The 21,473-nt window shown below is 63.3% G+C and carries 16 protein-coding genes; 11 read left to right on the forward strand and 5 right to left on the reverse strand.

Going from position 1 to position 21,473, the window contains the following annotated elements; genetic code table 11:
* Positions 1-5: 5 nt before the first annotated feature.
* On the reverse strand, positions 6-1,301 hold the full coding sequence (locus AAA989_RS10725) for an MFS transporter (RefSeq protein WP_338243412.1): 1,296 nt from the start codon (positions 1,299-1,301) through the stop codon (positions 6-8).
* 123 nt (positions 1,302-1,424) lie between these two features.
* On the opposite strand from AAA989_RS10725, the gene AAA989_RS10730 reads away from it, so the two are divergent.
* Positions 1,425-2,807 carry an MmgE/PrpD family protein gene (locus AAA989_RS10730; protein WP_338243414.1) on the forward strand — a complete coding sequence of 461 codons (1,383 nt, stop codon included), beginning with the start codon at positions 1,425-1,427 and terminating at the stop codon, positions 2,805-2,807.
* Here the strand turns inward: AAA989_RS10730 and AAA989_RS10735 are convergent.
* The 3 genes from AAA989_RS10735 to AAA989_RS10745 are packed head-to-tail and all read right to left on the reverse strand — an operon-like array spanning position 2,804 to position 6,541.
* Positions 2,804-3,577, reverse strand: a complete 774-nt coding sequence (locus AAA989_RS10735) for a hypothetical protein (protein ID WP_338243416.1) — start codon at positions 3,575-3,577, stop codon at positions 2,804-2,806. The two genes, AAA989_RS10730 and AAA989_RS10735, sit on opposite strands and share 4 nt — an antisense overlap.
* On the reverse strand, positions 3,574-5,070 hold the full coding sequence (locus tag AAA989_RS10740) for a hypothetical protein (protein WP_338243418.1): 1,497 nt from the start codon (positions 5,068-5,070) through the stop codon (positions 3,574-3,576). Before AAA989_RS10740 ends, AAA989_RS10735 begins: the two co-directional genes overlap by 4 nt.
* Positions 5,071-5,110: 40 nt before the next feature.
* Positions 5,111-6,541, reverse strand: coding sequence for a Bcr/CflA family efflux MFS transporter (locus tag AAA989_RS10745; RefSeq protein ID WP_338243420.1), 1,431 nt, complete (start codon positions 6,539-6,541; stop codon positions 5,111-5,113).
* Between AAA989_RS10745 and AAA989_RS10750 the strand changes: the two genes are divergently transcribed.
* The 6 genes from AAA989_RS10750 to AAA989_RS10775 all read left to right on the forward strand — a co-directional run bounded on the left by AAA989_RS10750 (position 6,533) and on the right by AAA989_RS10775 (position 15,036).
* Positions 6,533-7,624 carry a cytochrome P450 gene (locus AAA989_RS10750; protein ID WP_338243422.1) on the forward strand — a complete coding sequence of 364 codons (1,092 nt, stop codon included), beginning with the start codon at positions 6,533-6,535 and terminating at the stop codon, positions 7,622-7,624. The genes AAA989_RS10745 and AAA989_RS10750 overlap by 9 nt on opposite strands.
* A 37-nt stretch (positions 7,625-7,661) precedes the next feature.
* Positions 7,662-8,660 (forward strand): LacI family DNA-binding transcriptional regulator, encoded by a 999-nt coding sequence (locus tag AAA989_RS10755; protein ID WP_338243424.1) that lies wholly within the window; start codon positions 7,662-7,664, stop codon positions 8,658-8,660.
* 236 nt (positions 8,661-8,896) lie between these two features.
* Positions 8,897-11,053 carry a TonB-dependent receptor gene (locus AAA989_RS10760; RefSeq protein ID WP_338243426.1) on the forward strand — a complete coding sequence of 719 codons (2,157 nt, stop codon included), beginning with the start codon at positions 8,897-8,899 and terminating at the stop codon, positions 11,051-11,053.
* A gap of 152 nt (positions 11,054-11,205) precedes the next feature.
* Positions 11,206-13,134 carry a CocE/NonD family hydrolase gene (locus AAA989_RS10765; protein WP_338243428.1) on the forward strand — a complete coding sequence of 643 codons (1,929 nt, stop codon included), beginning with the start codon at positions 11,206-11,208 and terminating at the stop codon, positions 13,132-13,134.
* A complete protein-coding gene (locus AAA989_RS10770) occupies positions 13,121-14,107 on the forward strand; it encodes an alpha/beta hydrolase (protein WP_338243430.1) in 987 nt (328 codons plus the stop codon). The genes AAA989_RS10765 and AAA989_RS10770 overlap by 14 nt, the downstream gene beginning before the upstream one ends.
* Before the next feature lie 26 nt (positions 14,108-14,133).
* Entirely contained in the window at positions 14,134-15,036 is a 903-nt protein-coding gene (locus AAA989_RS10775; protein WP_338243432.1) for an alpha/beta hydrolase, read from the forward strand.
* An 11-nt stretch (positions 15,037-15,047) separates the two neighbouring features.
* Here the strand turns inward: AAA989_RS10775 and AAA989_RS10780 are convergent, their stop codons facing one another.
* On the reverse strand, positions 15,048-15,725 hold the full coding sequence (locus tag AAA989_RS10780) for a GntR family transcriptional regulator (protein ID WP_338243434.1): 678 nt from the start codon (positions 15,723-15,725) through the stop codon (positions 15,048-15,050).
* A 168-nt stretch (positions 15,726-15,893) separates the two neighbouring features.
* Between AAA989_RS10780 and AAA989_RS10785 the strand changes: the two genes are divergently transcribed.
* Genes AAA989_RS10785 through AAA989_RS10800 form a run of 4 tightly spaced genes read left to right on the forward strand, consistent with a single transcriptional unit; the run spans position 15,894 to position 21,473 of the window.
* Positions 15,894-18,584, forward strand: a complete 2,691-nt coding sequence (locus AAA989_RS10785) for a TonB-dependent receptor domain-containing protein (RefSeq protein ID WP_338243436.1) — start codon at positions 15,894-15,896, stop codon at positions 18,582-18,584.
* Positions 18,585-18,607: 23 nt separating this feature from the next.
* Positions 18,608-19,720, forward strand: a complete 1,113-nt coding sequence (locus AAA989_RS10790; RefSeq protein WP_338243438.1) for a CapA family protein — start codon at positions 18,608-18,610, stop codon at positions 19,718-19,720.
* Positions 19,717-20,169 carry a TRAP transporter small permease gene (locus AAA989_RS10795; protein WP_338243440.1) on the forward strand — a complete coding sequence of 151 codons (453 nt, stop codon included), beginning with the start codon at positions 19,717-19,719 and terminating at the stop codon, positions 20,167-20,169. Before AAA989_RS10790 ends, AAA989_RS10795 begins: the two co-directional genes overlap by 4 nt.
* Positions 20,166-21,473: a TRAP transporter large permease gene (locus AAA989_RS10800; protein WP_338243442.1), complete on the forward strand. Its 1,308-nt coding sequence runs from the start codon at positions 20,166-20,168 to the stop codon at positions 21,471-21,473. Before AAA989_RS10795 ends, AAA989_RS10800 begins: the two co-directional genes overlap by 4 nt.

The following is a 21,473-nucleotide window of genomic DNA, read 5'->3' on the forward strand; positions in this document are numbered from 1 at the left end:
TGGGCTCACCCTGCTGCGCGGGCCAGTTCCTGCCGCGCGGTTCGCTTTTCCATGCCCCGGGCAAGTAGCGCGAGCAGGGCAAGCAGGATCTGGATACCCACCAGCAGAAGCGTGGGCGGAAAGAAGGAGCCGCTGATGTCGCTGAGGTAGCCCATCAGGGTCGGCACGATGATGCCGGCAAAGCTGCCGACGATGTTGATCATCACGATACCCATCGCCAGCGCCTGCGGACGAAGCAGCTTGACCGGGATCGCCCAGAACGCGGCGACGGTACAGCCGACGCAGGCATGTCCGATGATGAGCACCAGCAGGCCGGGAATGCCGGCACCCAGAGTGTAGGCTCCCAGCAGGCCCGCCGCCCCGATCAGGGCGGGGATGGCCACGTGCAGGTAACGCTCCTGTGTCTTGTCCGAATGCCTGGCGTTCAGGACCAGGCCGATGGCACTGCCCGCCCACGGCAGGGCGACGATCAGTCCGGTTTCGATCGGGGAAAGTCCGGCCATTCCCTGAACGATCTGGGGAAGCCAGAACATCACGCCGTAGTTGCCCGAGAGGATGCAGAACCAGATGAAGCCCACGACCCAGCCCACCGGGCTGCGCAGCGCTTCCCATCGGCCTTCCTTGCCGCCGGCGTCCGTCGGCTTGGTCGCGCCCTTGATGTTCGCCTGCATCCACTCGCGTTCCTCGGATGTCAGCCACCGCGCCTCGCGTGGACTGTCCGGATAATAGAACCACGCGAAAATGCCGAGGAAGACGGCTGGCAGACCCTCCACGAGGAACATCCAGCGCCACCCCTCCATATCCAGCGGGTTCGACACTTCCATCAGCCACCCAGACAGCGGCGCGCCGATAATCTGCGCGACGGAAATGGCCATGATGGGCAGGGCGAGGATCGACGCCCGGTAACGTTCGCTGGCCCAGCTGCTGAGATAGATCATCAGTCCGGACGACAGCCCGCCTTCCGCAAAGCCGATGATTACCCGCAGAATGTACAGGTGATATTCGTTCTGAACCAGAGACATGGCGGCAGCGGCCACGCCCCAGCAGAAGGTTATGATGCCCAGCCAGCGGCTCATCCCGATGGCTTCGTAGAGGAGGACGCTGGGATATTTTGCCAGCATGTATCCGACAAAGAGGATCCCGGCGGCGAAGCCGTAGGTCGAACCGTCAAGGCCGAGCGCCTCGTTCATCTCCAGTGCCGCGAAGCCGACATTGGCCCTGTCGATGGAGCCGAGCAGCACGAACAGGGCGCTGGGCAGCACAAGGCGCCGAATTACTTTGCGACCAATCTCGATTTCCATTGCGGCAGCCTCTCCTTCTCCGGCCCCGATACTATCGCGGATTCTGCGAATGTAAACGCTTGCGTAGATTGGCCCAATCGTCTTTCATCGCCGGCGGGGGATGCGGCGACGGAGGCGACGGGAATGAACGATACACTCACGGAAACGATCGCCAGGCACATCGCCGATGCCTCCCCTGGCCGCATGCCTGCTTCCGCGCTGGAGGCGGCGAAACGCGTGTTCCTCGACGCCACAGGAGTGATGCTGGGGGCAAGCGGAATGGCGGACGAAGCCCGCCCCTTCGTCGAACTGGCCCGTTCCTGCGGCGCGGGTAGAGCCACCATCCTGGGCACGCCATACACCGCACCGCCTGCCGCTGCGGCCTTGGCGAACGGAGCGTTCGCCCATGCCCTCGACTTCGAGGACGCGTTCGAGCTTTCTCCGGGACACCCCAATGCAAGCCTCGTTCCAGCACTGCTCGCTTTGGCCCAGACCGAAGGCCCTATTGATGGCAACTCCTTCCTGACAGCCCTGGCGGTCGGCTGCGACTTTGCCTGCCGTCTCGCGCTCGCTCTTGATCGCCCGATGGAACGGGGAGGGTGGTATCCGCCCCCGATCCTTGCTGGGTTCGGCGCCGTGGCAGGGTCCGCCAATCTGCTCGGTCTCGATGCGAAAGGGGTACGCGACGCCCTGTCTCTCATGCTGTGTCAGGTGACGATGCCCGGCGAGATCAAGTACAGTGCCGGCACCCAGATCAGGGCCGTGCGCGAAGCGTTTCCCGCGCAGGCGGCAGTCCAGTCCTGCCTGTTGGCGAGGGCGGGAGTCTCCGGTTTCGAGCAGCCGATCGAAGGACGTGCGGCCTTCTACGCACTCTATGCCGACAGCAAATACGATCCGCAGCGGCTGACCGATGCCCTCGGCCTGAAGTACTGGATCGAAGACCTCACCTTCAAACCGTGGCCCAGTTGCCGCGGCACGCACGCCTTCATCGAGATGGCGCTGGCCCTGCAGGACGAACACGGCTTTGCAGCGTTGGAGATTGCGGAGATCAGCGCGGGCATCGACGACGTGCACACCATGCTGTTCGAGCCGGAAGATGCTCGGCGCAATCCTACGAGCGCGATCGAGGCCAAGTTTTCCATTCCCTTCTGCCTTGCGCTCGCACTCGTTCGGGGCCGCGTAACCCTGGATGACTTTGGCGATGAAGATCTGTCGGATCCGGAGATACTCGCATTGGCCGCGCGCATCCGCCCAGTACAAGGCGAAGAGCGCCCGTGGCAGGCAGGGCGAGGCGGCGCCTTGTCGTTCCGACTGAACTCGGGAGAGCTACTGGAAGCCCGTGTGAATCACGCGCTCGGCTGCCCGGAAAAGCCGCTTGCCGACGGGCAATTGCAGGAGAAGTTCGTCATGTGTGCCGGCAAGGCAGCGGTTCCGCTTGGCGAAGCGGAGGCCTCCCGCCTGGCGAGCAGGATCATGGCGCTGGAAGACTGCGAAGACGTGGGCGCTCTGTTCCAGCCTCGATCCTAGAACAGGGCGCGGATTTCCGCCCGTCTTTGCGACTGGCCGGGAATGCCATCGGCATCGGGTTCGTTTGTCGTTTCCGCGCCCAGTTGCGTGCGCGTTTCCACTTCCAGATCGGGCAGCAGCCGGCGCAGGGTAAGGGCAACGGCATCGGCCCGGCCCTGAGCAACGCTTTCTTCCTCCGCGAGGGAGTATCCGGTCACCAGCCTTTCGTCGGTGGCGGCATAACCGGTGACGACGACCTTGCGCGGCTCTGCCGCGGCGAGCCAGGTCGCGGCCTTGTCCATCAGGTAATCGTCGTACTGATAGACGAGGAAGTCCTGGTTGAACTCGAAATAGAGCGTGAAGACGCTTTCTTCGAACGGGCCCTCGGGCACCTCGCGCGGCACCGCGATCGGATTGATGTATCGGCCCTGCAGCTTGTATTCGCGGCCGGGATAGCCCTCTGCGGGCAGCATGTGTGCCGGGCACGGCATATCGTAGAGCCGGGAGGTGCGAACCGAATCCAGCACCGGCGACCCGCAGGCATCGGGCGCTGCATCGCTGACCCTTCCTTCGACGAGGATCGCGTAGTTCCAGTCGGGCTTGTACGGCGAGAGCGTGACATCCCAGCGCTGGCCGGTGGCCGGATCCTCGGCCAGCCAGCAACCGGACTTCCTGCCGAAATCCGTATCGCGGTAGATGGGGCAGGTAACGAAGTTGACCAGTTGACCTTCCTGGGCCTGAGCCAGGCTGACCGGCGCGGCAAGTGCGAGAAGGGTAATCAGATTTTTCATAGCACGCTCATCAGGTTAACCAGGTCCTGCTTTTCCTGCTCGGTGTAGCCGATATTGTACCGGCGCTCGTAGTACTCGACCACTTCCTCCAGGTCGGCTGCAAGTCCGTTCGCGAAGTAGGGCGCGCGTGCAGCGAGGCCGCGCAGCGACTGCAGCGTGATCTTGCCCACGTCGGCGCAGCGGCCCGTCGTCAGCGCGAAGCCGGGATCGGTGGTGTAGATCTCGCGCCCGTAATGCGGGTGCGGATCGCCGGTGCAGGTAATGCGGAACATGGGCAGTTCCGGGTTCGGATCGGCGAATGGGAGGTTGGTGGTACCCAGATCGACCTGACCCGGCGCAACGTCGTTCCCCATCTGCGTCATGTTGTGGCAGAAGACGCAGGAATTGCGCACCGGGTTGCCGAAGCCCATCGGCGAATTGATGCCGGCGCTATCGGTGATCAGGAACATCTTCTCCCGGAAAACCCGCGCGCCGCGCGCGACCGATTGACGGAACTCCCGCTCTTCCGGAGACAGGCCCGGCGCGCTCTGGGCGGTCAGGTTCTCCCACGCGGCGAATTCGCTCCACACCGGTTCGCCGATGCTTCCCAGGGCCCCCGGCTCGCTATCTCGCAGCCGGGCCGGGCCACCGGTGGCGCCGTGGCTATCCAGCGGACCACCCGTGTGGCTGGTCTGCTGCGCGACGAACAGACCCTTCTCGAAGCGTGTGATTTCCTCGACCTCCGCCTCCGAAAGCTCGCGAAGAAGTTCGAGGTGCGTGCGACCGGCATCGCTCATCTGATCGCGCAGCGTGCTGAGCCTGCCATCGGCCATGAGATTGCCGGAAAGGAGGTCACCGGTCCTCGGATCGCGCGGCAGTGCCAGTCCCTGCTTGGGATCGAACGGGAAACCCACCGCCAGCAAATACTTGATATTGGCGACGGGCCGGGGCCGGCGGTAGACCGAAATCCGACCATTCTCAGGCCCATAGATTGGCCCGCTGTTGCAACCGTTGGGATCGCGAACGACCTCGATCGTGAAGTCGGGCTCCACTTCGGTCTCGTGCCAGCGCGTAACCGGCCACTGCCTTTCGATGCGGATCAGGCCGTGGTTCAGAAGCAGCGAATGCGATGCCGGATCATCCTGCGGCAGCAGCGGGCAATTCGAACCGTCATAGGCGGCGAACAGCGGGTCGCTTCCGCCGGTCGCTTCCCATCGTTCTCGCGCTGTCTCGGCGGCCAGGCTCATGGAGTCGGCTGGCTGGTGGCAGGTCACGCATGCGCGGCCCGATGGGCCGAGCGGCTTGAAGAAGGGGTGATCCTGCGTCTCCAGCGGTTCCCCGGTGCGCAGAATCCGCAAGGTCCCGTGCTCGTTCTCGTATTCGAGCTGGGTCGGGAACACCCGGTCTTCGCCGGGGCTCCACCAGCGATCCGACGCGCCCTGTGCCTGGGCGACGGCTGCCGTCAGGGCGACGGCGCTCGCGAGCAACGCGATGCGGCCCGGTTTGATCTTCATGGTAAGTCTCGTCTGGTCATGGATTGCGGTTGGAGTGATGTCATTCTGCGCTCATCCCCTGTGCTTCGACGCGCGCGTGCCGGGCCCGCAAGAGCGCTGCGGTCAACGCCAGGCCCGTGGCTATGGACAGCGCGAGGCCCAGCTTTAGCGAAGTGATCGTCCCCAGCCAGCCGACCGGCACCGTTGCCGCGCCGCTGACCAGCATCTGCACCGACCCCGCTATGCTGGCACCGGTCCCGGCGAGCCCGATCTCCGCGCTGACGGCGTTGTGGATGGCGGCAGGTCCGACGACGCCCGCGCCAAGGCCCAGGGCCATCATGCAGATCGTGACGACCCAGGGACCGGTAATGCCCACGCTAGCGAGCAACAGTAGCGATAGCGAGCCCGTGAGCAGGAGCATGGTTCCTGAAACCATCGAATCCCAACGCTGTTCAATGACTTGCAACAGCCGCGTGCCGACAATGCCGGCGACCGCCACGAGCAGGAAGCATACGCCTGCCGAGCGCTCGTCGAGCCCGAATTGCTGCTCGAGCAGGAACGCTCCGCTCGCCAGGAACATGTAGAGCGCGCTGCTTCCGGCGGCGAGCGTGCAGGTCGAAAGGACGAATGACCGGTTGCGCGCCAGCCGGGCCAAATCGGACGACAGCGGGGCCCGGGCATGCCGCGTTGCAGAAGCGCGCTGGCGTCGGCGCAGGAAGGTGAGCACCAGGGCGAAGGCCAGAACGGCTATGGCGGCAAGGGCGCAGAAGACCAGGCGCCATCCCCCCCAGCTTGCCAGATACGCGCCCACCAGCGGAGCGAGCGCCGGGGAGATGAGTACCACCATCATCAGCTTGGCCTGTTCCTTCGCGCCGCCCTGGCTGCCGAACAGGTCGGCGACCAGCGCCCGTGAACAGACCAGTCCTGCTGCGCCGCCCACCGCCTGCAGACCGCGCGCGACAAGCAGCATTTCCAGGCTGAGCGCAAACGCCGATACCAGTGAACCGAGCACGAAGAGAATGAGGCCGAGAACAAGGACCTTGAGCCGTCCCCAGCGATCCACGAGCGGCCCCATGAGCAGCTGCCCGCCGCCCAGTCCGAACAAGTAGATGGGGATGACAAGCTGAGCCTGGCCGACGCTGGCGGAAAGATCGCGCTGCACGAGCGGAAGGGCAGGGGCGAGCATGTGTATCGCCATGGAACCCAAGGCGGAGATCAGTCCGAGGATCAGGATCGTGGCGCCCTGCCGTGAACTCAATGCACATCCTTCGTCAAACTGCCGTCGACCGCGCGAGATCTCGAAAATGTGCGAGAGAGCGCGGCAGAAAAAGTTGATTTCGGCAATGATAGCGCTTGCAAGAGCATCCGTCGATACCTTAGCTTGAATTGCATGACCAAACCCGGACAAGATTTTTGCGTCGAATATCCGGAGGATTTCGACCAGCCCCATCGCGAGTACGAGCGACTGCGACGCGAATGCCCGGTGGCTCATACAGACAGCCTGGGCGGGTTCTGGGCGCTCACGCGGTATGACGATGTGAAGCGTGCTGCCAGCGACTCCGACATGTTCATCACGTCGAAACAGAACGTGGTGCCGAAGATTGCCTACACCGGCCGCCGGCCTCCGCTGCATCTGGATCCGCCGGAGCATACGCCGTACCGCAAGACGCTCAATCCCCTTCTCTCGAAAGAGCGGGCCGAGGAATTTGCCGATCGCACTCGTGAACTTGCCGGTGAACTGCTGCGCCCGATGGTCGCCAAGGGTGGCGGCGATATCTGTACCGAATTTTCCAGTTATCTGCCGGTGCAGGTGTTCGGCGAATGGATGCGGATGCCTGGTGACTGGCTGCCCGTCCTCCACGAACGCGGCCGCGCGTTCGTGCTGGCCGTGCACACCAACGACCCGGACGCCATGAAGGAAACAAGCCTCAGCCTGTACGAGATGGCGCGTGCCATAATCGACTTGCGCAAGAACGATCCGCAGGATCCCGCCATCGATCCCACGAGCGCGCTGCTGGCGGCCCGTCACAATGGCGAAAGACTGCCGGATGAGCTGGTGGTCGGCACCGTGCGGCAGGTTCTGCTGGTCGGGATCGTTGCCCCGATGGTGATGATCGGCAGCATCTGCGTCCACCTTTGCCGCGATACCGAATTGCAGGATCGGCTACGCAGGAAGCCGGAACTGATGGGCGACGCAATCGAGGAGTTCCTGCGTCTCTACACGCCCTATCGCGGCTTTGCTCGCACTGCCGTCGAAGACGTCGAGATGAGCGGCACGACCATCCCCAAGGGCGACGCCATCGCGCTGCTCTATTGTTCCGCCAACCGTGACGAGAGCAAGTTTCCCGAACCCGACAAGTTCATCATGAACCGGCCCAACATCCACGATCACCTCGCCTTCGGACGGGGCCCGCACAACTGCCCGGGTATCCATTTCGGCCGGATGGAACTGCGCGTGGCGATGCAGGAACTGCTGGCGGCGACGCCAGGCGGTTTCGAGCTCGACGGCGACATTACCATGACCCGCTGGCCGGAAATCGGGGCGCTGAGCGTGCCCTTGCGGTTTCTGAAGTGATGCTTGTGCGGTGATAGTCACGCGCTAGGATGCAGCGATGAAGAAGGCCGAAAAAACCGCTACGCTCGGCGATGTCGCTGCCCGGGCGGGAGTATCGACCGCCAGTGTCAGCCGATACATCAACAATCCTGCGGTGGTGTCCACCGATACCGGGCAGGCGATAGCCGACGCCATCGCCGAGACCGGCTACATACCCAACCTTCTCGCCGGGGGCCTCGCCTCGAACAAGTCGAGAATGGTTGCAGTCCTGATCCCCCACCTGTCGGACTCGATCTTCAACGAAACGATCGAGGCGATGAGCGAGGAACTGGCCTCGGCCGGATTTACCGTGCTCCTGGGTCTGACCGGTCCGAAAGGCGAGGGCAACGAAGACATGGTTCGGGCCGCGCTCGCCAGGCGCGTGGACGCGATTATCGCCACGGCGCCGCAGACGAAGAGCATCGCCGAACTCCTGCGGCGTTCTTCTACCCTGTTCATCCAGATCTGGGAATTGAGCGAAGAGACACCCGGTATCTCCATCGGTTTCTCCCACGAGGATGTGGGCTGCGACATTGCGCGTTTCCTGTTCTCGCGCGGTTTCGTGCGTCCTCACATCGTGACGGCGGATGGTGCCAGGGCACGCAAGCGCGGCGTGGCTTTCAAACAGGAATGGCTGGCCCAGTCCGGCCGCGAAGCGACCGAGACGTTCGTCGATATTCCATCGCGGTTCGGCCATGCGCGGCGGATTTTTGCCGACTTGCGCCGGCTGGATGCCATGCCTGATGTGGTGGTAACGGGCTCCGACTACCTGGCGCAGGGGCTGATAATCGAAGCGCAGGCCAGCGGACTGAAAGTGCCTGAAGACCTGGCCGTGATGGGCTTCGGCAATTCCTCTCTTGCCGGCTATATGCGCCCGACGATCACCACGGTCGACATCGACGGCAAGCGGATCGCGCGGGAGGCGATCGCCGCAATCCGGCACGCATCGACCGGAGCGGAACCGCAGGCCGATATCATCAACGTAGGCTTTCGACTGATCGCCCGCGAAAGCGCTTAAGCTCATTCTGCACTGAATTTTCTGCGGAAATCGGGCTTCCAGTAGACTGGACCCCCTGACGGCACTGTATCGCCATCCTGGATCGCGTTCGACCAACGCACTGAAATATCAAAAAAACCATCCGATCTGTTTCGAAAATGCCACGCTTCGGCGACTGCAGGTTTCGGAACTTGCAATCGTGTCCTCTGATGATGTAAGCGCTTGCCAAGGAGATAAAGTTAGTTGGGGAGGAAAAAATGAAAAGATTTCTAGCCTGCACGACCGCGCTTGCGCTGGTCCCGGGCGTGGCTTTCGCGCAGGAGGCGGAAGCGCCCGAGAACGAAGGCCCGATCATCCTGGTTACCGCCGAACGCCGCGCGGAAAATGTCCAGGACGTGCCGATTTCCATCGTGGCGCTGTCCGGCGATACCCTGCGAGAGCGCGGGGTCGACAATCTCGACGATCTCACCGCCGAAGTGCCCTCGCTCAGCTTTGTCGACAACGGCAACACCAAATATCTGAATATCCGCGGCGTCGGCGTGACCGAATCCGCCCCCAACCAGACGGTGGGCGTCGCCGTTCACCTGGATGGCGCCTACATCGCGCGCGAGTTCACCTTCGCCGATGCATTCTTCGACCTTGAGAGCATCCAGGTGCTGCGCGGACCGCAGGGCACCTATTCCGGACAGAACGCCTCGGGCGGCGCGATATTCATCGAATCCGCCAGGCCGGTGCTGGGCAGGGCCACGGGGTATGCGCAGTTCACGCTCGCCGAATACGACAGGCGCTCCATCGAAGGTGCGGTCAGCGTGCCGCTCGGCAATGAACTCGCCGCGCGCTTCTCGCTGAAGGCGGAGACGCGCGACAGCTACTACACCAACCTCGGGCCCAGCGGGAATACGATGGTGGTCGGGTCGCTCCCTCAGCCGGGCGATCGGCGCAACATCGTCGGCCGTGCACAGCTGCTGTGGGAGCCTGCGGCGGATTTCCAGTTCCGCCTCATCCACCAGTTCAGCAACGCGGAAAGCGACGGCACGCCGTTCCAGAATGACACTGCGCAAAGCCGCGCCAATCCGTTTATCCTGAACTACAACCAGACGCCCTATTCGCGCAATCGCACCAAGTATAACCGCACCACCGCGACGGCGCGCTGGGATCCGGTCGAGGCATTCCAGGTGAATGCGGTACTAGCCTACCAGTCCACCTCGCACCTTACCGGCGGCGATTACGACCGCACGGGCGCGGAAATTGCGCAGGGTTTCACGGCGCTTGAAGACGAATACTGGGCCGGCGAGGTCAATCTCGTATCCATGGGCGACGGCCCGTTCGAATGGACCCTTGGCGCCACCTTCCTCGACTACGTGCAGGAAGGCGACGTCTACACCGAACGCGGTGCGGCAATCCAGACGGGCTTGGGGCGCAACTTCTCCGTAAAGCCCGTGCGCAGCAACGAGGCCGTCTTCGGTGAGATCGGCTATCAGTTCACCGACACGCTGCAGATCAAGGTCGGCGCGCGCTACAACCACGAACGCAACGGCTTCGAGCGGTTCCTGATCTATCCAATGGGCGGTCTCGACAATTCCGGGCCGTCGGCACCGTTCCCGGCCAACGACCAGTTCGTGACTTTCAACAACATGACCGGTCGCGTGCTGCTGAACTACGAACCGAACCCCGATCACCTGTTCTATGCAACGGTCAGCCGTGGCTACAAGCCGGGCGGCATCACCGCAGTGGCGCAGGAATACGATTCGGAAATCGTGACCAACTGGGAAGCCGGCTGGAAGGGCGCGCTGCTCGAAGGGCTGCTGCAAGGCTCGTTCAGCGCTTTCTGGATGGACTACGACGGCTTCCAGGCGACCGTTCAGCCCGATCCCCAGGATCCCACCTCGCGGCGTACCAACAATGTCGACAACACCCGGATCAAGGGTGTCGAAGCCCAGCTCACGGCGCTGGTCGGCGGCTTCACCGGCGATATCGCGGTATCGTATCTCGACACCGGCTACGGCGATTTCGACGACACGATTCCGCCGGGGGCCATCGGTAATCCCGCACCGATCGGTATCAACCTGGAAGGCCGCCCGCTGAACTTCGCGCCGGAGTTCTCGCTTTCTGGCGGTCTCGCCTACGAGGTACCGGTGGGAACAGGCTATCTGACCCCCAGCATCCGCGTGTCGCACACCTCGGAGCAGTGGGTGACGTTCTTCCAGCTGCCCTATCATCGCATCGACGAGCGGACCCTGGTCGATCTGCGGCTGTCCTATGAGCCGAACGACGATTGGCGGATCACGGCCTATGCGACCAACGTGTTCGACGAAATCTACGTCAGCAACGCGCAGCAGACGACCGACGGCGTGGGTGCCTTCATGCTTGGCGCCCCGCAGGAATTTGGCGTGCAGGTGGCTGTCAGCTTCTGACCGGAAGCGCGTGTGGCGACCTGCCTGCAAGTTCTCATCGCATGACGACGGCCGCTCGAAATAGCAGCCGTCGTCGTGCCCTGGGGCTTGCTGCAGCTCTGGCGGTCTTCGCGCTGCCAGGCTGCATGCATGGCCCGGAGGCACATAAATCGGTGAGCGCTGCGCCGGCCGGATACGAGCGCCATGCCTATCTGGTCCCTGTAAGTGACGGCACGCGGCTGGCGCTGTCGGTGTACCGTCCGAGTGGACGAGGGCCGCATCCCACCTTGCTGTGGATCCTGCCGGAACGCCGGGAGACCATCGACCTCGCCGACGGCACGATAACGCCGGTCATGAGCAGTGCCGAACTCACATTCTTCACGGGGCACGGATACGCCGTGGCCCTGGCGGAAATGCGCGGCGGAGGAGCATCCTTCGGAACGCGCGATCTCGACCGCAGCCCGCAACTGGGCCGCGACGGCGCGGATATCGTGGAATGGATTTCCGCGCAGGACTGGTCCGATGGTTCGCTCGGGATGATCGGGTCCTCGTACCAGGGCTTCATCCAGTATTCGACTGCGGCCCACGCCCCGCGCGGGCTGCGCGCGATCTTCCCCGAGATCGCCGGCTTCGACGATTACGGGTCGATGTTCTATCCCGGCGGTATCCTCAACAACGCGCTGTCCTCCTTCGCCTCTGCTTCGATGGCGCGCTCGGCACGCAACGTCTACGATCCCGCCAACGGCCAACTTCCCTCTGCGCCGGCCGTGGACGAGGACGGGGACGGCGAATGGGTGGAGGAGATTCCGCTCGATACCGACGGCGACGGGAGCTTTCTGAACGAGAGCGAAGTGATCTACGCCGACGGAGAAAGCCGACAGGACCTCTACCTGCGGGCCACGCGCCAGCATCTGGACAATACGCAGCTCACGCTCGATCGGCTCGCCGAGGCTCCGCACCGTGACAGCAAGCTGGCAGGCACGCCCTACACCTATCAGGACGTCGATCCCGCCAACCGGCCTGCCGAGATCGGCCGGTCGGGAATTGCCGTATACAATCGCGGCGGCTGGTTCGATTATCACGCCCGCGACAGCACCTTGTGGTTCGCCACTCTCGAAGGGCACACGCCGACGCGGCTGATGATGGCGCCCACCGGGCATGGCGGCCTTCCGGCCGGTGCCGGAGAAGACATCTACCGCGCCGGACCTTACTTCGAGCACTTCGACGACCCGACGACCAATGCGCTGATGCTGGAAGAGAAGCTCCGGTTTTTCGATCATCACGTGCGCGGGATCGAGAATGGCCTCGATGAACTAGACCCGGTGCTGCTCTACGTAATGGGCGAGGGCTGGCGGCGGGAAGCGGGCTGGCCGCTGGCCCGAGCAATCGCGACAAAGTTCCATCTCGACGATGGACGCCTGTCGCAGGGTTCGCCGGATTCCGTGGGATCTGGCACCTACGAGGTCGACTTCGATGTCACGTCCGTTTCGTCGGGCGCAAGTCGGTGGAACTACGGCATTTCGCGGGCCGACATGCCGATGTCGCTTGATGGGGACGCCGCGCGCCGGATGGCCTTCTCGACAGGCGCGCTGGGTGAGGACACCGAAATTACCGGGCATCCGATTGTCGAGCTCGTAATGTCTTCGGACACACCCGAAGCCGATGTCTTCGTCTATCTGGAGGACGTCGCGCCCGATGGCTCCTCGCTGCTGGTCACCGAGGGCCAGCTAAGGGCCAACTACCACCAGCTGCGACCAATCTCGCAGATGGTCACCGGCGGTGACACCTCCATCGCCGTGCGTCCGGAACTGCCTTGGCAAGGTTTCGACGCTGCCGACTATGACGCCCGGCCGCTGGCGGACGGGCGGAAGCTGCGGCTGGTGTTCGACCTCATGCCGACGAGCTGGGTATTCCGCGAAGGCCACCGCATTCGCCTTTCGATTGCCGGTGCCGACAGCCCAAGTTTTGCCATCCACCCGAAATTGCAGGAGGCCGCCGCCGAAGGTGACCGCCCCGTCTGGCAAGTCTGGTGGGGCCCCGGACAATCCTTTCTGGAACTCCCTGTAATTCCTGCCGCGGAGGCTGAAGATGAAATTCGATAGTGCAATTGCCATGGGCATTCTTGCGTTCGCCTCCACCGTTCTGGGTGCTCCGTCCGCCTTGGCTCAGGATGACATTCCCGCAGCCTATCCGGCCGGTCCGATCGGAGCTCCCGCAGGGAGCGGCCCCTATCCCGCGATTGCCGAGGCGCGGAGGGACGCGCCGGGATACACGATCTATCGTCCAGCACGGCAGCCGGAATTCAAGCTGCCGCTGGTGCTCTGGGGGAATGGCGGCTGCCGCGACAACGGCCTTTCCGCCAGCCACTTCCTGAGGGAAATCGCCAGTCAGGGCTATTTCGTGGTGGCGAATGGAAGCGCCCGGCAAGAGCGCGAAGTGCTAGCGGAACTCCCGGATGTGTCCCAGGCACCTGCCGCCCCGTCCGAGGGGCCGGTACGCCCGCAGCGCACAACGCCCGACGAAACGAGCGTGACGCAGATGCTCGCCGCCATCGACTGGGCCGAGGCGGCTGATGCCGATCCGCAAGACACATATTTCGACATGATCGACACCTCGCGTGTCGCTGCCCTTGGGCACAGTTGCGGAGGGTTGCAGGCCCTCGCCGCGGGCCTCAATCCCAGGATCAAGACCGTGATGGCCCTGGCCAGTGGCGTTTACAGCGTGGACGAGAGCCCGCCCGGAAACGTGGAGATCCTGCAGTCCGATCTCGCAGGTCTGCAATCGCCCGTGGCCATCATCCTCGGCGGCCCGAGCGACATCGCCTATCCGCACGGAACCCGCAATTTCGAACTGATTGACCACGTTCCGGTGCTCTCCGCCAGTCTGCCGGTGGGTCACGGCGGAACCTTCCAGCTTCCAAACGGGGGGGAGTGGGCAACCGTGTCCACCGCGTGGCTCGACTGGCAAATCAAGGGCAGTCATGCCGCTGCCCGGTGGTTCGTGGGGCCTGACTGCCTTTTGTGCCGTGACGAGGATTGGGCTGTCGATCGAAAGAATTTTCCCGAGCGGCCTTGAGAGGGTTTATGAGAACTCCGATGCGGTTGGCGATCCTTAGTGTCCTGGCAGCTTGCTGCGCCTATCCCGCACAAGCTGTCGATCCTGATGAACAGGGCAACCTCTATCCGGGGGTGGCGCCAGGATCCCAGGATTGGACCGAGGCGCGCGTGGTGACCGAATGCCGTGGCGACGTGTCGATCTACAACACCAGCCAGCCCCGGTACGAGCTCTACCTCCCGGAAGCCAGGAAGCGCACTGGTGCAGCGGTGCTGATGCTTCCCGGCGGCGGACTGCGCGTGCTCGGCAGAGGCACGGGAACCGATGCCGAAATCGAGGCTTTTCTCGCCCACGGCGTTGCCGTGATGCTACTTGAATATCGTACGCGCCAACTTTCCGGAGAAATGATCGACCGTCGGTGCAGGACACCGGACCCCGATGCGCCGCCGATCCGTTTCCCCTCGATGGAAATCGTCAACGGCAACGCCAATCCCGCGCCCGATGACGTGGAGGGCGCGCAAGTCCTGAACTTCGCGACGCAGGACGCACAGGCCGCCTTCGCCATGCTTCACGCGCGCAGTGGCGAACTTGGACTGGACCCCGAACGCATTGGCGCAATCGGCACGTCGGCCGGAGGCGGGGTGGCCTTCGGGGCCATGCTGGCAGATGCCCCGCCAGAACAGCGGCCGGACTTTCTGATCTCCATCTTCGGCCCCTCGCTGCAGGACGTTCACGTACCGGAGCCGGCTCCCCCCCTCTATCTCGTGACGGAGGCCGACCATGGCCCGGTGACGGACGGGTTGCTCGCGGTGTTCTCGATCTGGAAGGCTGCCGACGCGAAGGTCGAGCTGCACGTTTACGAAGTCCCCAACTTCTCGATGACCGTCGATCTCTGGGGTCCGCGACTGTTCGAGTGGATGGCCGAACGGGACATCGTGCCGGAAGGCTGAGGCCGAGGGCGTCAGGTTCCGAAAAGCGCCTTGTCGAGCGATCTGAGAAACCGCAGCCCGTTTTCGACGTGAGTTCGCATCGCCTTCTCCGCAGCCTCCGCATTACCTTCCATGATGGCGTTGAGAATGGCCCGGTGATCCTGGGTTGCCTCGTTCATACGGTCACCGCGATAGAAGCTCTCGAACAGAAGATGGTGGACCGGCGTGTTCAGCCGAGAAACCAGGTCGGCGATAACATCGTTCCCCGTGACCCTCATGATCATCGTGTGCCATTCGGAATTGAGCTTTCCGAACTGTTCCGCCGCGCCGGATTCTACGCAGGCTTCCATTCTCTCGGTTATCTCGCGCAGCCGTTCCTTGTCTTCATCGGTGGCAAGTCGGGTGAAATCGGCTGCGCAAATTCCCTCAAGAGCGGCGCGCGCGCGGTATAGCTGGCTGACTTCCTCGAGCGACGCCTCGCGGACCGATGCCCCGCGGAACTCCTCGATTTCCAGCAGGCCTTCGGCTGCCAGCCTTTGGAAAGCCTCGCGAACCTTGGAGCGGCTACCGCCGGTCCGGCGAATGATGTCCACCTCCACCAGCCTTTGCCCGGGCACGAAACGGTTGGCGCGGATCTGGGACCGTATCCAGTCGGCGATCTCTGCGGCGGGCGGGCCGCTTGCTGGCAGGGCCTTGGCAATCTCGTCCATCCCTTCGTTTTCACCCTTGGCTGACGAAATTGTCAACAATTTTGTCAGCCAACTTTTCCTTGCGGTGAACAGGCGCGAGCGGGACACTGCAATTCGAAGCGGGGATTGGGTCCCGCGATTGGTGGGAAACCGGACGTCAAGTTCCGGACCGGCCTGGGGAGAGGAAACATGACGAAAGCAAGCAAGAATCACGACCTGTTTCGCAGCGCGCTGTTCTGCAGCGCCTCGATCGCGATGGCCTGCATCACGGCGCCGGCCATGGCGCAGGACCAGGACGACGAGGCAGAGCCGGACGATGTGATCATCGTAACCGGCAGCCGCGTCAGCACAGGTGAGGCGCCCGTGGGCGCGACCGCGACCGTCCTGGGGCGCGAGGAGATCACCGCTTCGGGCAATGTTACGATCGACCGGGTAATTCGCGAACTGCCGCAGGTATTCGATCTCGGGGTCTCGGAAAATTCCCGAGCCCAATCCGGCGGTTCCGGCAATATCGTCTATGGCAACACGATCAACCTGCGCGGTATCGGTCCCTACGCGACGCTGGTCTTGATCGACGGGCACCGCGTGGTGAACAACAGCCGTTCCACAGACCCGTCTGTCCTTCCCACGCTCGGTGTAGAGCGTGTGGAAGTCGTCGCGAACGGTGCCTCGGCAATTTACGGCTCGGACGCTGTGGCCGGCGTCGTAAACCTGATCCCGCGTCGCACCCTCGACGGAGTGGAAGCGTTCGCGCGCTACAATACGTCCGAAGACGGGGATTTCGATGAGTGGGCGGCTGGCGTCGCAGTCGGAAAGGTTTTTGATCGCGGCCAGGTTATGCTGGCTTACGAGCATGTCGACCGGTCGAACCTCAGCGGTGATGATCGGGACTTCTTTGTCTCGGACCAGACGCCGTTCGGCGGCAACGATTATCGGGTTACGGGATGCGCGCCCGGCACGCTGATCATCGGCGCCACGACCTATGCGCTTCCCGATACCTTCACCCCTGGTAACGCCAACTCGATCACACCGGGCACCGTCAACCTTTGCAACAGCAACATCGGGCAGGATCTGTTCCCGGCGCAGGCCTATGACTCAGTCAACGGCACTGCCAGCTTCGATGTAACTGATGGCATCGAGATTTTTGCCGACGGTTTCTATTCAAAGCGCAAGTTTGAACGGCGCGCACCTGTTGTGTCGACCCGTCTGACCGTGCCGGAAACCAATGCCTTCTTCGTTCGCCCCCAAGGTTTCACGGGTTCGAGCTACATCATTGACTACAACTTAATCAATGACATCCCGTCCAGCCAGTCCAGCGGCTCGGCGGAAAGCTGGCAGATATCGCCCGGAGTGCGTATCCAGCTTCCGTACGCGTGGGAACTGGAAGGCTTATTTGCCTACGGCGAGACGAAGGACTTCTCCGGCTCCTATAATGACCTTGACAGAGGTGCGCTGGCGGCCGCGCTCGCCAGCAGCGATCCGGCAACCGCTTTCGATCCCTATGGCCTCGGACGCACCAACCAGTCCGTGCTGGACGATATCTTCGACCAGATATTTCTCGCTCCGACCAATGGCGAACTCACTTTCTATGAACTCGGCGCAAGTGGCCCGCTATTCGATCTTCCCGGGGGAGAGGCACTGCTCGCCGTCGGTTACGAGCGGCAGGAATTCGATGTGGCCCTGGGCGTTGCCAGGGGCGCGCCGGGGACCGAAATCGCGTTCCGGGAATTCGGCCGGACCGTGGATTCTTTTTACGGTGAATTGCTCGTTCCGATTTTCGGACGGGCTAATGCGCGGCCCGGTTTCGAGTCTCTGGAACTGACCGCGGCCATTCGCCACGATAGCTACAGCGACGCTGGGAAGACGACAAACCCGCAATTCGGCATCAACTGGGAGCCGGTCGATCGGCTCAAGCTGCGGGCCAGCTACGGCACGTCTTTCCGCGCGCCGACCATTCCGGAAATCTACGGCAACAGCACCAATCTGTACGGCCAGAATTACCAGAATCCGGCGGGCGGCCCCCCGATCCTCGGCTTCACCTTGGGCTCCGGTCCCAACCTAGATCTTGGCCCGGAAACAGCGACCACGTGGTCTGTGGGCATGGATGTCGAGCCGGTCGACAGGCTGCGTATTTCCCTCACCTATTTCGACGTGGCTTATGAAGATCAGATTATCGGGTTGCTCTCCAACCTCTCGATCCTTGCCCAGGAAGCGCAATATGAAGGCACGGGCGTCATTCTGCGTGATCAGGCGGCACGAAACCGGGTCCAAGAATTGCTGGACCAGGGGATCGCAGTGCGCGGTGCGCCGATACCTGGCGGAGATGTCAGCAATGTCAACCTGTTCGTCGACGGCCGCAGCCTGAACCTTGGCAAGTCCGTCACGCAGGGTATCGATTTCAATATCCGCTACTTCGCCGATATTGGAGCAAGCGATCTCCTGACACTGGGGGCATCGGGTACGTATCTTACAAACTACGAGGTAGCGATCACACCGGCTGCACCGTTGGTCGATCAGTTGAACCTCATCTTCCAGCCACTGCGTTTCAAGGCGCGTGCATTCGCGAACTGGGATCACGGACCAGTGACTGCCCGCTTGTCGCTTACCCACGTGGGCGGATACACCAATGATGCGGTCTCGCCGAGAGAGGACGTGGATTCCTTCACACCCGTCGATCTTGCTCTCACCTGGCGTGTCGGTGATACTTTCGCCGGGACGCTGCAGGGGCTGGAACTGAACGGTGAAGTGCGCAATCTGTTCGACGCGGATCCGCCGTATGTAAACTTCGCGCCGAGCGGAAACGGAAGCGGTGGCTACGACGCAACCGCCGCGAATCCGATTGGGCGGCAGTTCGCCATTGGGGCACGGATCCGCTTTTAGCCAGCGGCAATCAGGGACGCAAAATGCAGGATGCGATTACCGTTGCCGTGACCGGCGATCTGGTTCTGGATGAACCTGACGCCGGGTACTGGCTCGCGGGAATCGCTCCTGCCCTGAAGGCTGCGGACCTTGCCATCGGTCACCTTGAAGTCCCTCATACTACCAGCGAGTCCGAACTGGAGGGGGATGTGCCTGCGCCGGGTGCACCACTGGAAAACCTCGCACCTCTGTCCGAGGCCGGCTTCGCCATGCTTTCGCTGGCGGGCAATCACATCGCGGATCGCGGAGCGGACGGGATCGCCGAGACGACTGCCGAACTGAACCGGCTCGGGATCGCGTTCGCTGGTGCCGGTGAGGACCTGAAACAGGCCCGGAAACCGGCATTCGCACAACGGAAGGGGCACACGGTGGCCCTGCTCAGCTACAATTGCATCGGGCCGGAAGCGGCCTGGGCCACGGACGAAAGCGCCGGGTGTGCATACCTGCCGCTCGAGACGGTCGATGGCTCGCCGGTGCGACCCATCGCAGATCTTCAGGGCGCTGCTCCCGGCGCCCTGGAGATCCTTACCAGCGACATTTCCGAGGCGCGCGAGGGCGGCGCCAATCACGTGATCGTCGCCCTGCATAAGGGGAAGGTCCACACCCCGGCCCATGTCGCGCCCTACGAACGCGAGATCGCCAAGCTGGCGGTCGATGCGGGGGCCGATGCGGTGGTCTCCCATCATGCGCACATCGTCCAGGGTATCGAGTTTCACAAAGGCGTGCCGATCTTTCACGGGCTGGGTAACGGTTGTGTCGTCACCCGGGCGCTGTCCCCCGACCAGGACCATCCGGCGCGGCGCGAATGGGCGCAGCGCAGAAAGGAGCTGTTCGGTTTCGAGCCCGACCCGGCCTATTTCCTCGCGCCGTTCCATCCCGATGCCGTGAACGGATTCATCGGCAGGTTGACGCTGCGACATGGCGCTGCTGCCAACGCGGCAATCGTGCCTGTCCATGTCGAGGCGCCCGGCCGTCCGGTACTGGCCGAGGGGGCGAGGGCGGAGGAAATTGCGCGCTACGTGGAGGACATCACCCGAAAGGCCGGGCTCCCGGACATCCGTGTTGGCCAAGATGGCCTGGTCGAGGTCGCGGCATGAACAGGTGGCTGCGCATCGCCATATGGATGGGGGGGATCGCCCTGCTCGCTGCAACCGCCATCGACACGCTGGCGGTCATCGGCAGGCACGTGGGACTGCCCGTTACGGGTTCGATCGAGCTGATGCAGGCGGCCATCCTCGTTTCCAGCGCGCTTGGTCTGGTTATCGCCACCATCGTCCAGTCCCATGCGCGGGTACGACTTTTCATCGACCGGCTCTCGCCATCGGCGCAAGTGCTGGCGGACAGGGTATCTGACGCCCTTTCCCTGATCTTCTTCGTCGGCCTGCTGGCCGGCTCGATCTGGCTTTCGATCGACCTGTGGGACGCTCATGAACAGAGCGAAATCCTGGGCGTTCCGTGGCGCTGGCTGCGCATGTTCGCCAATGCCTGTCTCTTGGTTGCCGCTGCCAGCCTGGCGCTTCGCATCGTCAGGAAGGCGCAGTCATGATCGATACGCCGGGCACCGGCCTGATTGGTATCGCAGTCCTGTTCGTCCTGCTGCTGGCGGGTGGCAGAATTGGCGCTGCCCTTGGCCTGGTTGGGCTGGGCGGGTTGATGCTGGTCCTCGGCCCGGAGGCGGCACTCATAAAGAGCGGTGTCGTGGTGATCGATACCATGACGCGTTACGAGCTGGGCACATTGCCCCTGTTCCTTTTCATGGCGCACATCTTCTTTTCCGTGGATGCGAGCCGCGACCTGTTCGATGCCGCGGCAAAGCTGGTGGGGCATCGCCGCGGCGGTCTGGCCTATGCCTCCATCGCCGGCTGCGGCGGCTTCGGCGCGATCAACGGATCCAGCCTCGCGACGACGGCGACGGTCGGCCTCGTCGCCTATCCCGAAATGAAGCGGCGCGGCTATGACGACCGGCTCTCCACCGCCACCATCGCGGCGGGGGGAACGCTGGGCCAGATGATCCCGCCGTCGGGCGCGCTGATCGTTTTCGGGATCATCGCCGAGCAATCGATCGGTCGCCTGTTCACCGCCGCGATCATTCCCGGCCTGACGCAGGCGCTGATATATGCTGTCGTCGTCTTCGTGCTCGTCCGCCTTCGGCCTCAGCTGGCCCCTTCGGGAGAGCGGGCGGGATGGGGCGAACGCCTGCGCGCACTCGGTCGCATCTGGCAGATCATCGTGCTGGTGCTGCTGGTGATCGGGGGGATTGCGCTGGGCTGGTTCAGTCCTCCCGAAGCGGCGGCCATCGGCGCGACCGGCGCTCTCGTCATCGCGGGCCTGCGCGGCAAGCTGAACCGGGAGAACCTGTTCAACGCCTTCCACGAGACCTTGCGCACCACGGGTCTGATCTACCTGATCGTGATCGGCGCGCTGATCTTCTCGGCCTTCGTCGGGGTCACCGGACTGGCGGAAGCTGCGGGATCGTTCGTCGAAGGGCTGGGCACCGGGACTTTCGTGACGCTGCTACTCATTGCGATCCTCCTGCTCATCCTCGGCACCGTGCTGGACGGGCTGGCGCTGATGCTGCTGATGACGCCCATCCTTCTACCCATCGTCGAGGGCACGGGCATGACCGCCATCTGGTTCGGCATCTTCCTCGTGCGCGCGATGGAAGTGGGCTTCCTGACGCCGCCGCTGGGCATCAATCTCTACGTCATGCAGGGTGTGGCGAAAGACATCTCGATCAGCCGTATCTTCAGGGGCGTCCTGCCCTTCCTCGCGGGTGATTTCGTCCATCTCCTTCTCATCATCCTGTTCCCGGCCATGGTCCTGTGGCTACCACAACTGCTCGGAACCTGA

It is taken from the genome of Aurantiacibacter hainanensis (assembly GCF_036321025.1).
Classification (GTDB): Bacteria; Pseudomonadota; Alphaproteobacteria; order Sphingomonadales; family Sphingomonadaceae; genus Alteraurantiacibacter; species Alteraurantiacibacter hainanensis.

Bases quoted from the DNA above. Each gene is read 5' to 3' on its own strand.
- AAA989_RS10725 (WP_338243412.1), bottom strand. From the start codon at position 1,301: ATGGAAATCGAGATTGGTCGCAAAGTAATTCGGCGCCTTGTGCTGCCC.
- AAA989_RS10730 (WP_338243414.1), top strand. From the start codon at position 1,425: ATGAACGATACACTCACGGAAACGATCGCCAGGCACATCGCCGATGCC.
- AAA989_RS10735 (WP_338243416.1), bottom strand. From the start codon at position 3,577: ATGAAAAATCTGATTACCCTTCTCGCACTTGCCGCGCCGGTCAGCCTG.
- AAA989_RS10740 (WP_338243418.1), bottom strand. From the start codon at position 5,070: ATGAAGATCAAACCGGGCCGCATCGCGTTGCTCGCGAGCGCCGTCGCC.
- AAA989_RS10745 (WP_338243420.1), bottom strand. From the start codon at position 6,541: ATGAGCCACCGGGCATTCGCGTCGCAGTCGCTCGTACTCGCGATGGGG.
- AAA989_RS10755 (WP_338243424.1), top strand. From the start codon at position 7,662: ATGAAGAAGGCCGAAAAAACCGCTACGCTCGGCGATGTCGCTGCCCGG.
- AAA989_RS10760 (WP_338243426.1), top strand. From the start codon at position 8,897: ATGAAAAGATTTCTAGCCTGCACGACCGCGCTTGCGCTGGTCCCGGGC.
- AAA989_RS10770 (WP_338243430.1), top strand. From the start codon at position 13,121: ATGAAATTCGATAGTGCAATTGCCATGGGCATTCTTGCGTTCGCCTCC.
- AAA989_RS10780 (WP_338243434.1), bottom strand. From the start codon at position 15,725: ATGGACGAGATTGCCAAGGCCCTGCCAGCAAGCGGCCCGCCCGCCGCA.
- AAA989_RS10785 (WP_338243436.1), top strand. From the start codon at position 15,894: ATGACGAAAGCAAGCAAGAATCACGACCTGTTTCGCAGCGCGCTGTTC.
- AAA989_RS10790 (WP_338243438.1), top strand. From the start codon at position 18,608: ATGCAGGATGCGATTACCGTTGCCGTGACCGGCGATCTGGTTCTGGAT.
- AAA989_RS10795 (WP_338243440.1), top strand. From the start codon at position 19,717: ATGAACAGGTGGCTGCGCATCGCCATATGGATGGGGGGGATCGCCCTG.
- AAA989_RS10800 (WP_338243442.1), top strand. From the start codon at position 20,166: ATGATCGATACGCCGGGCACCGGCCTGATTGGTATCGCAGTCCTGTTC.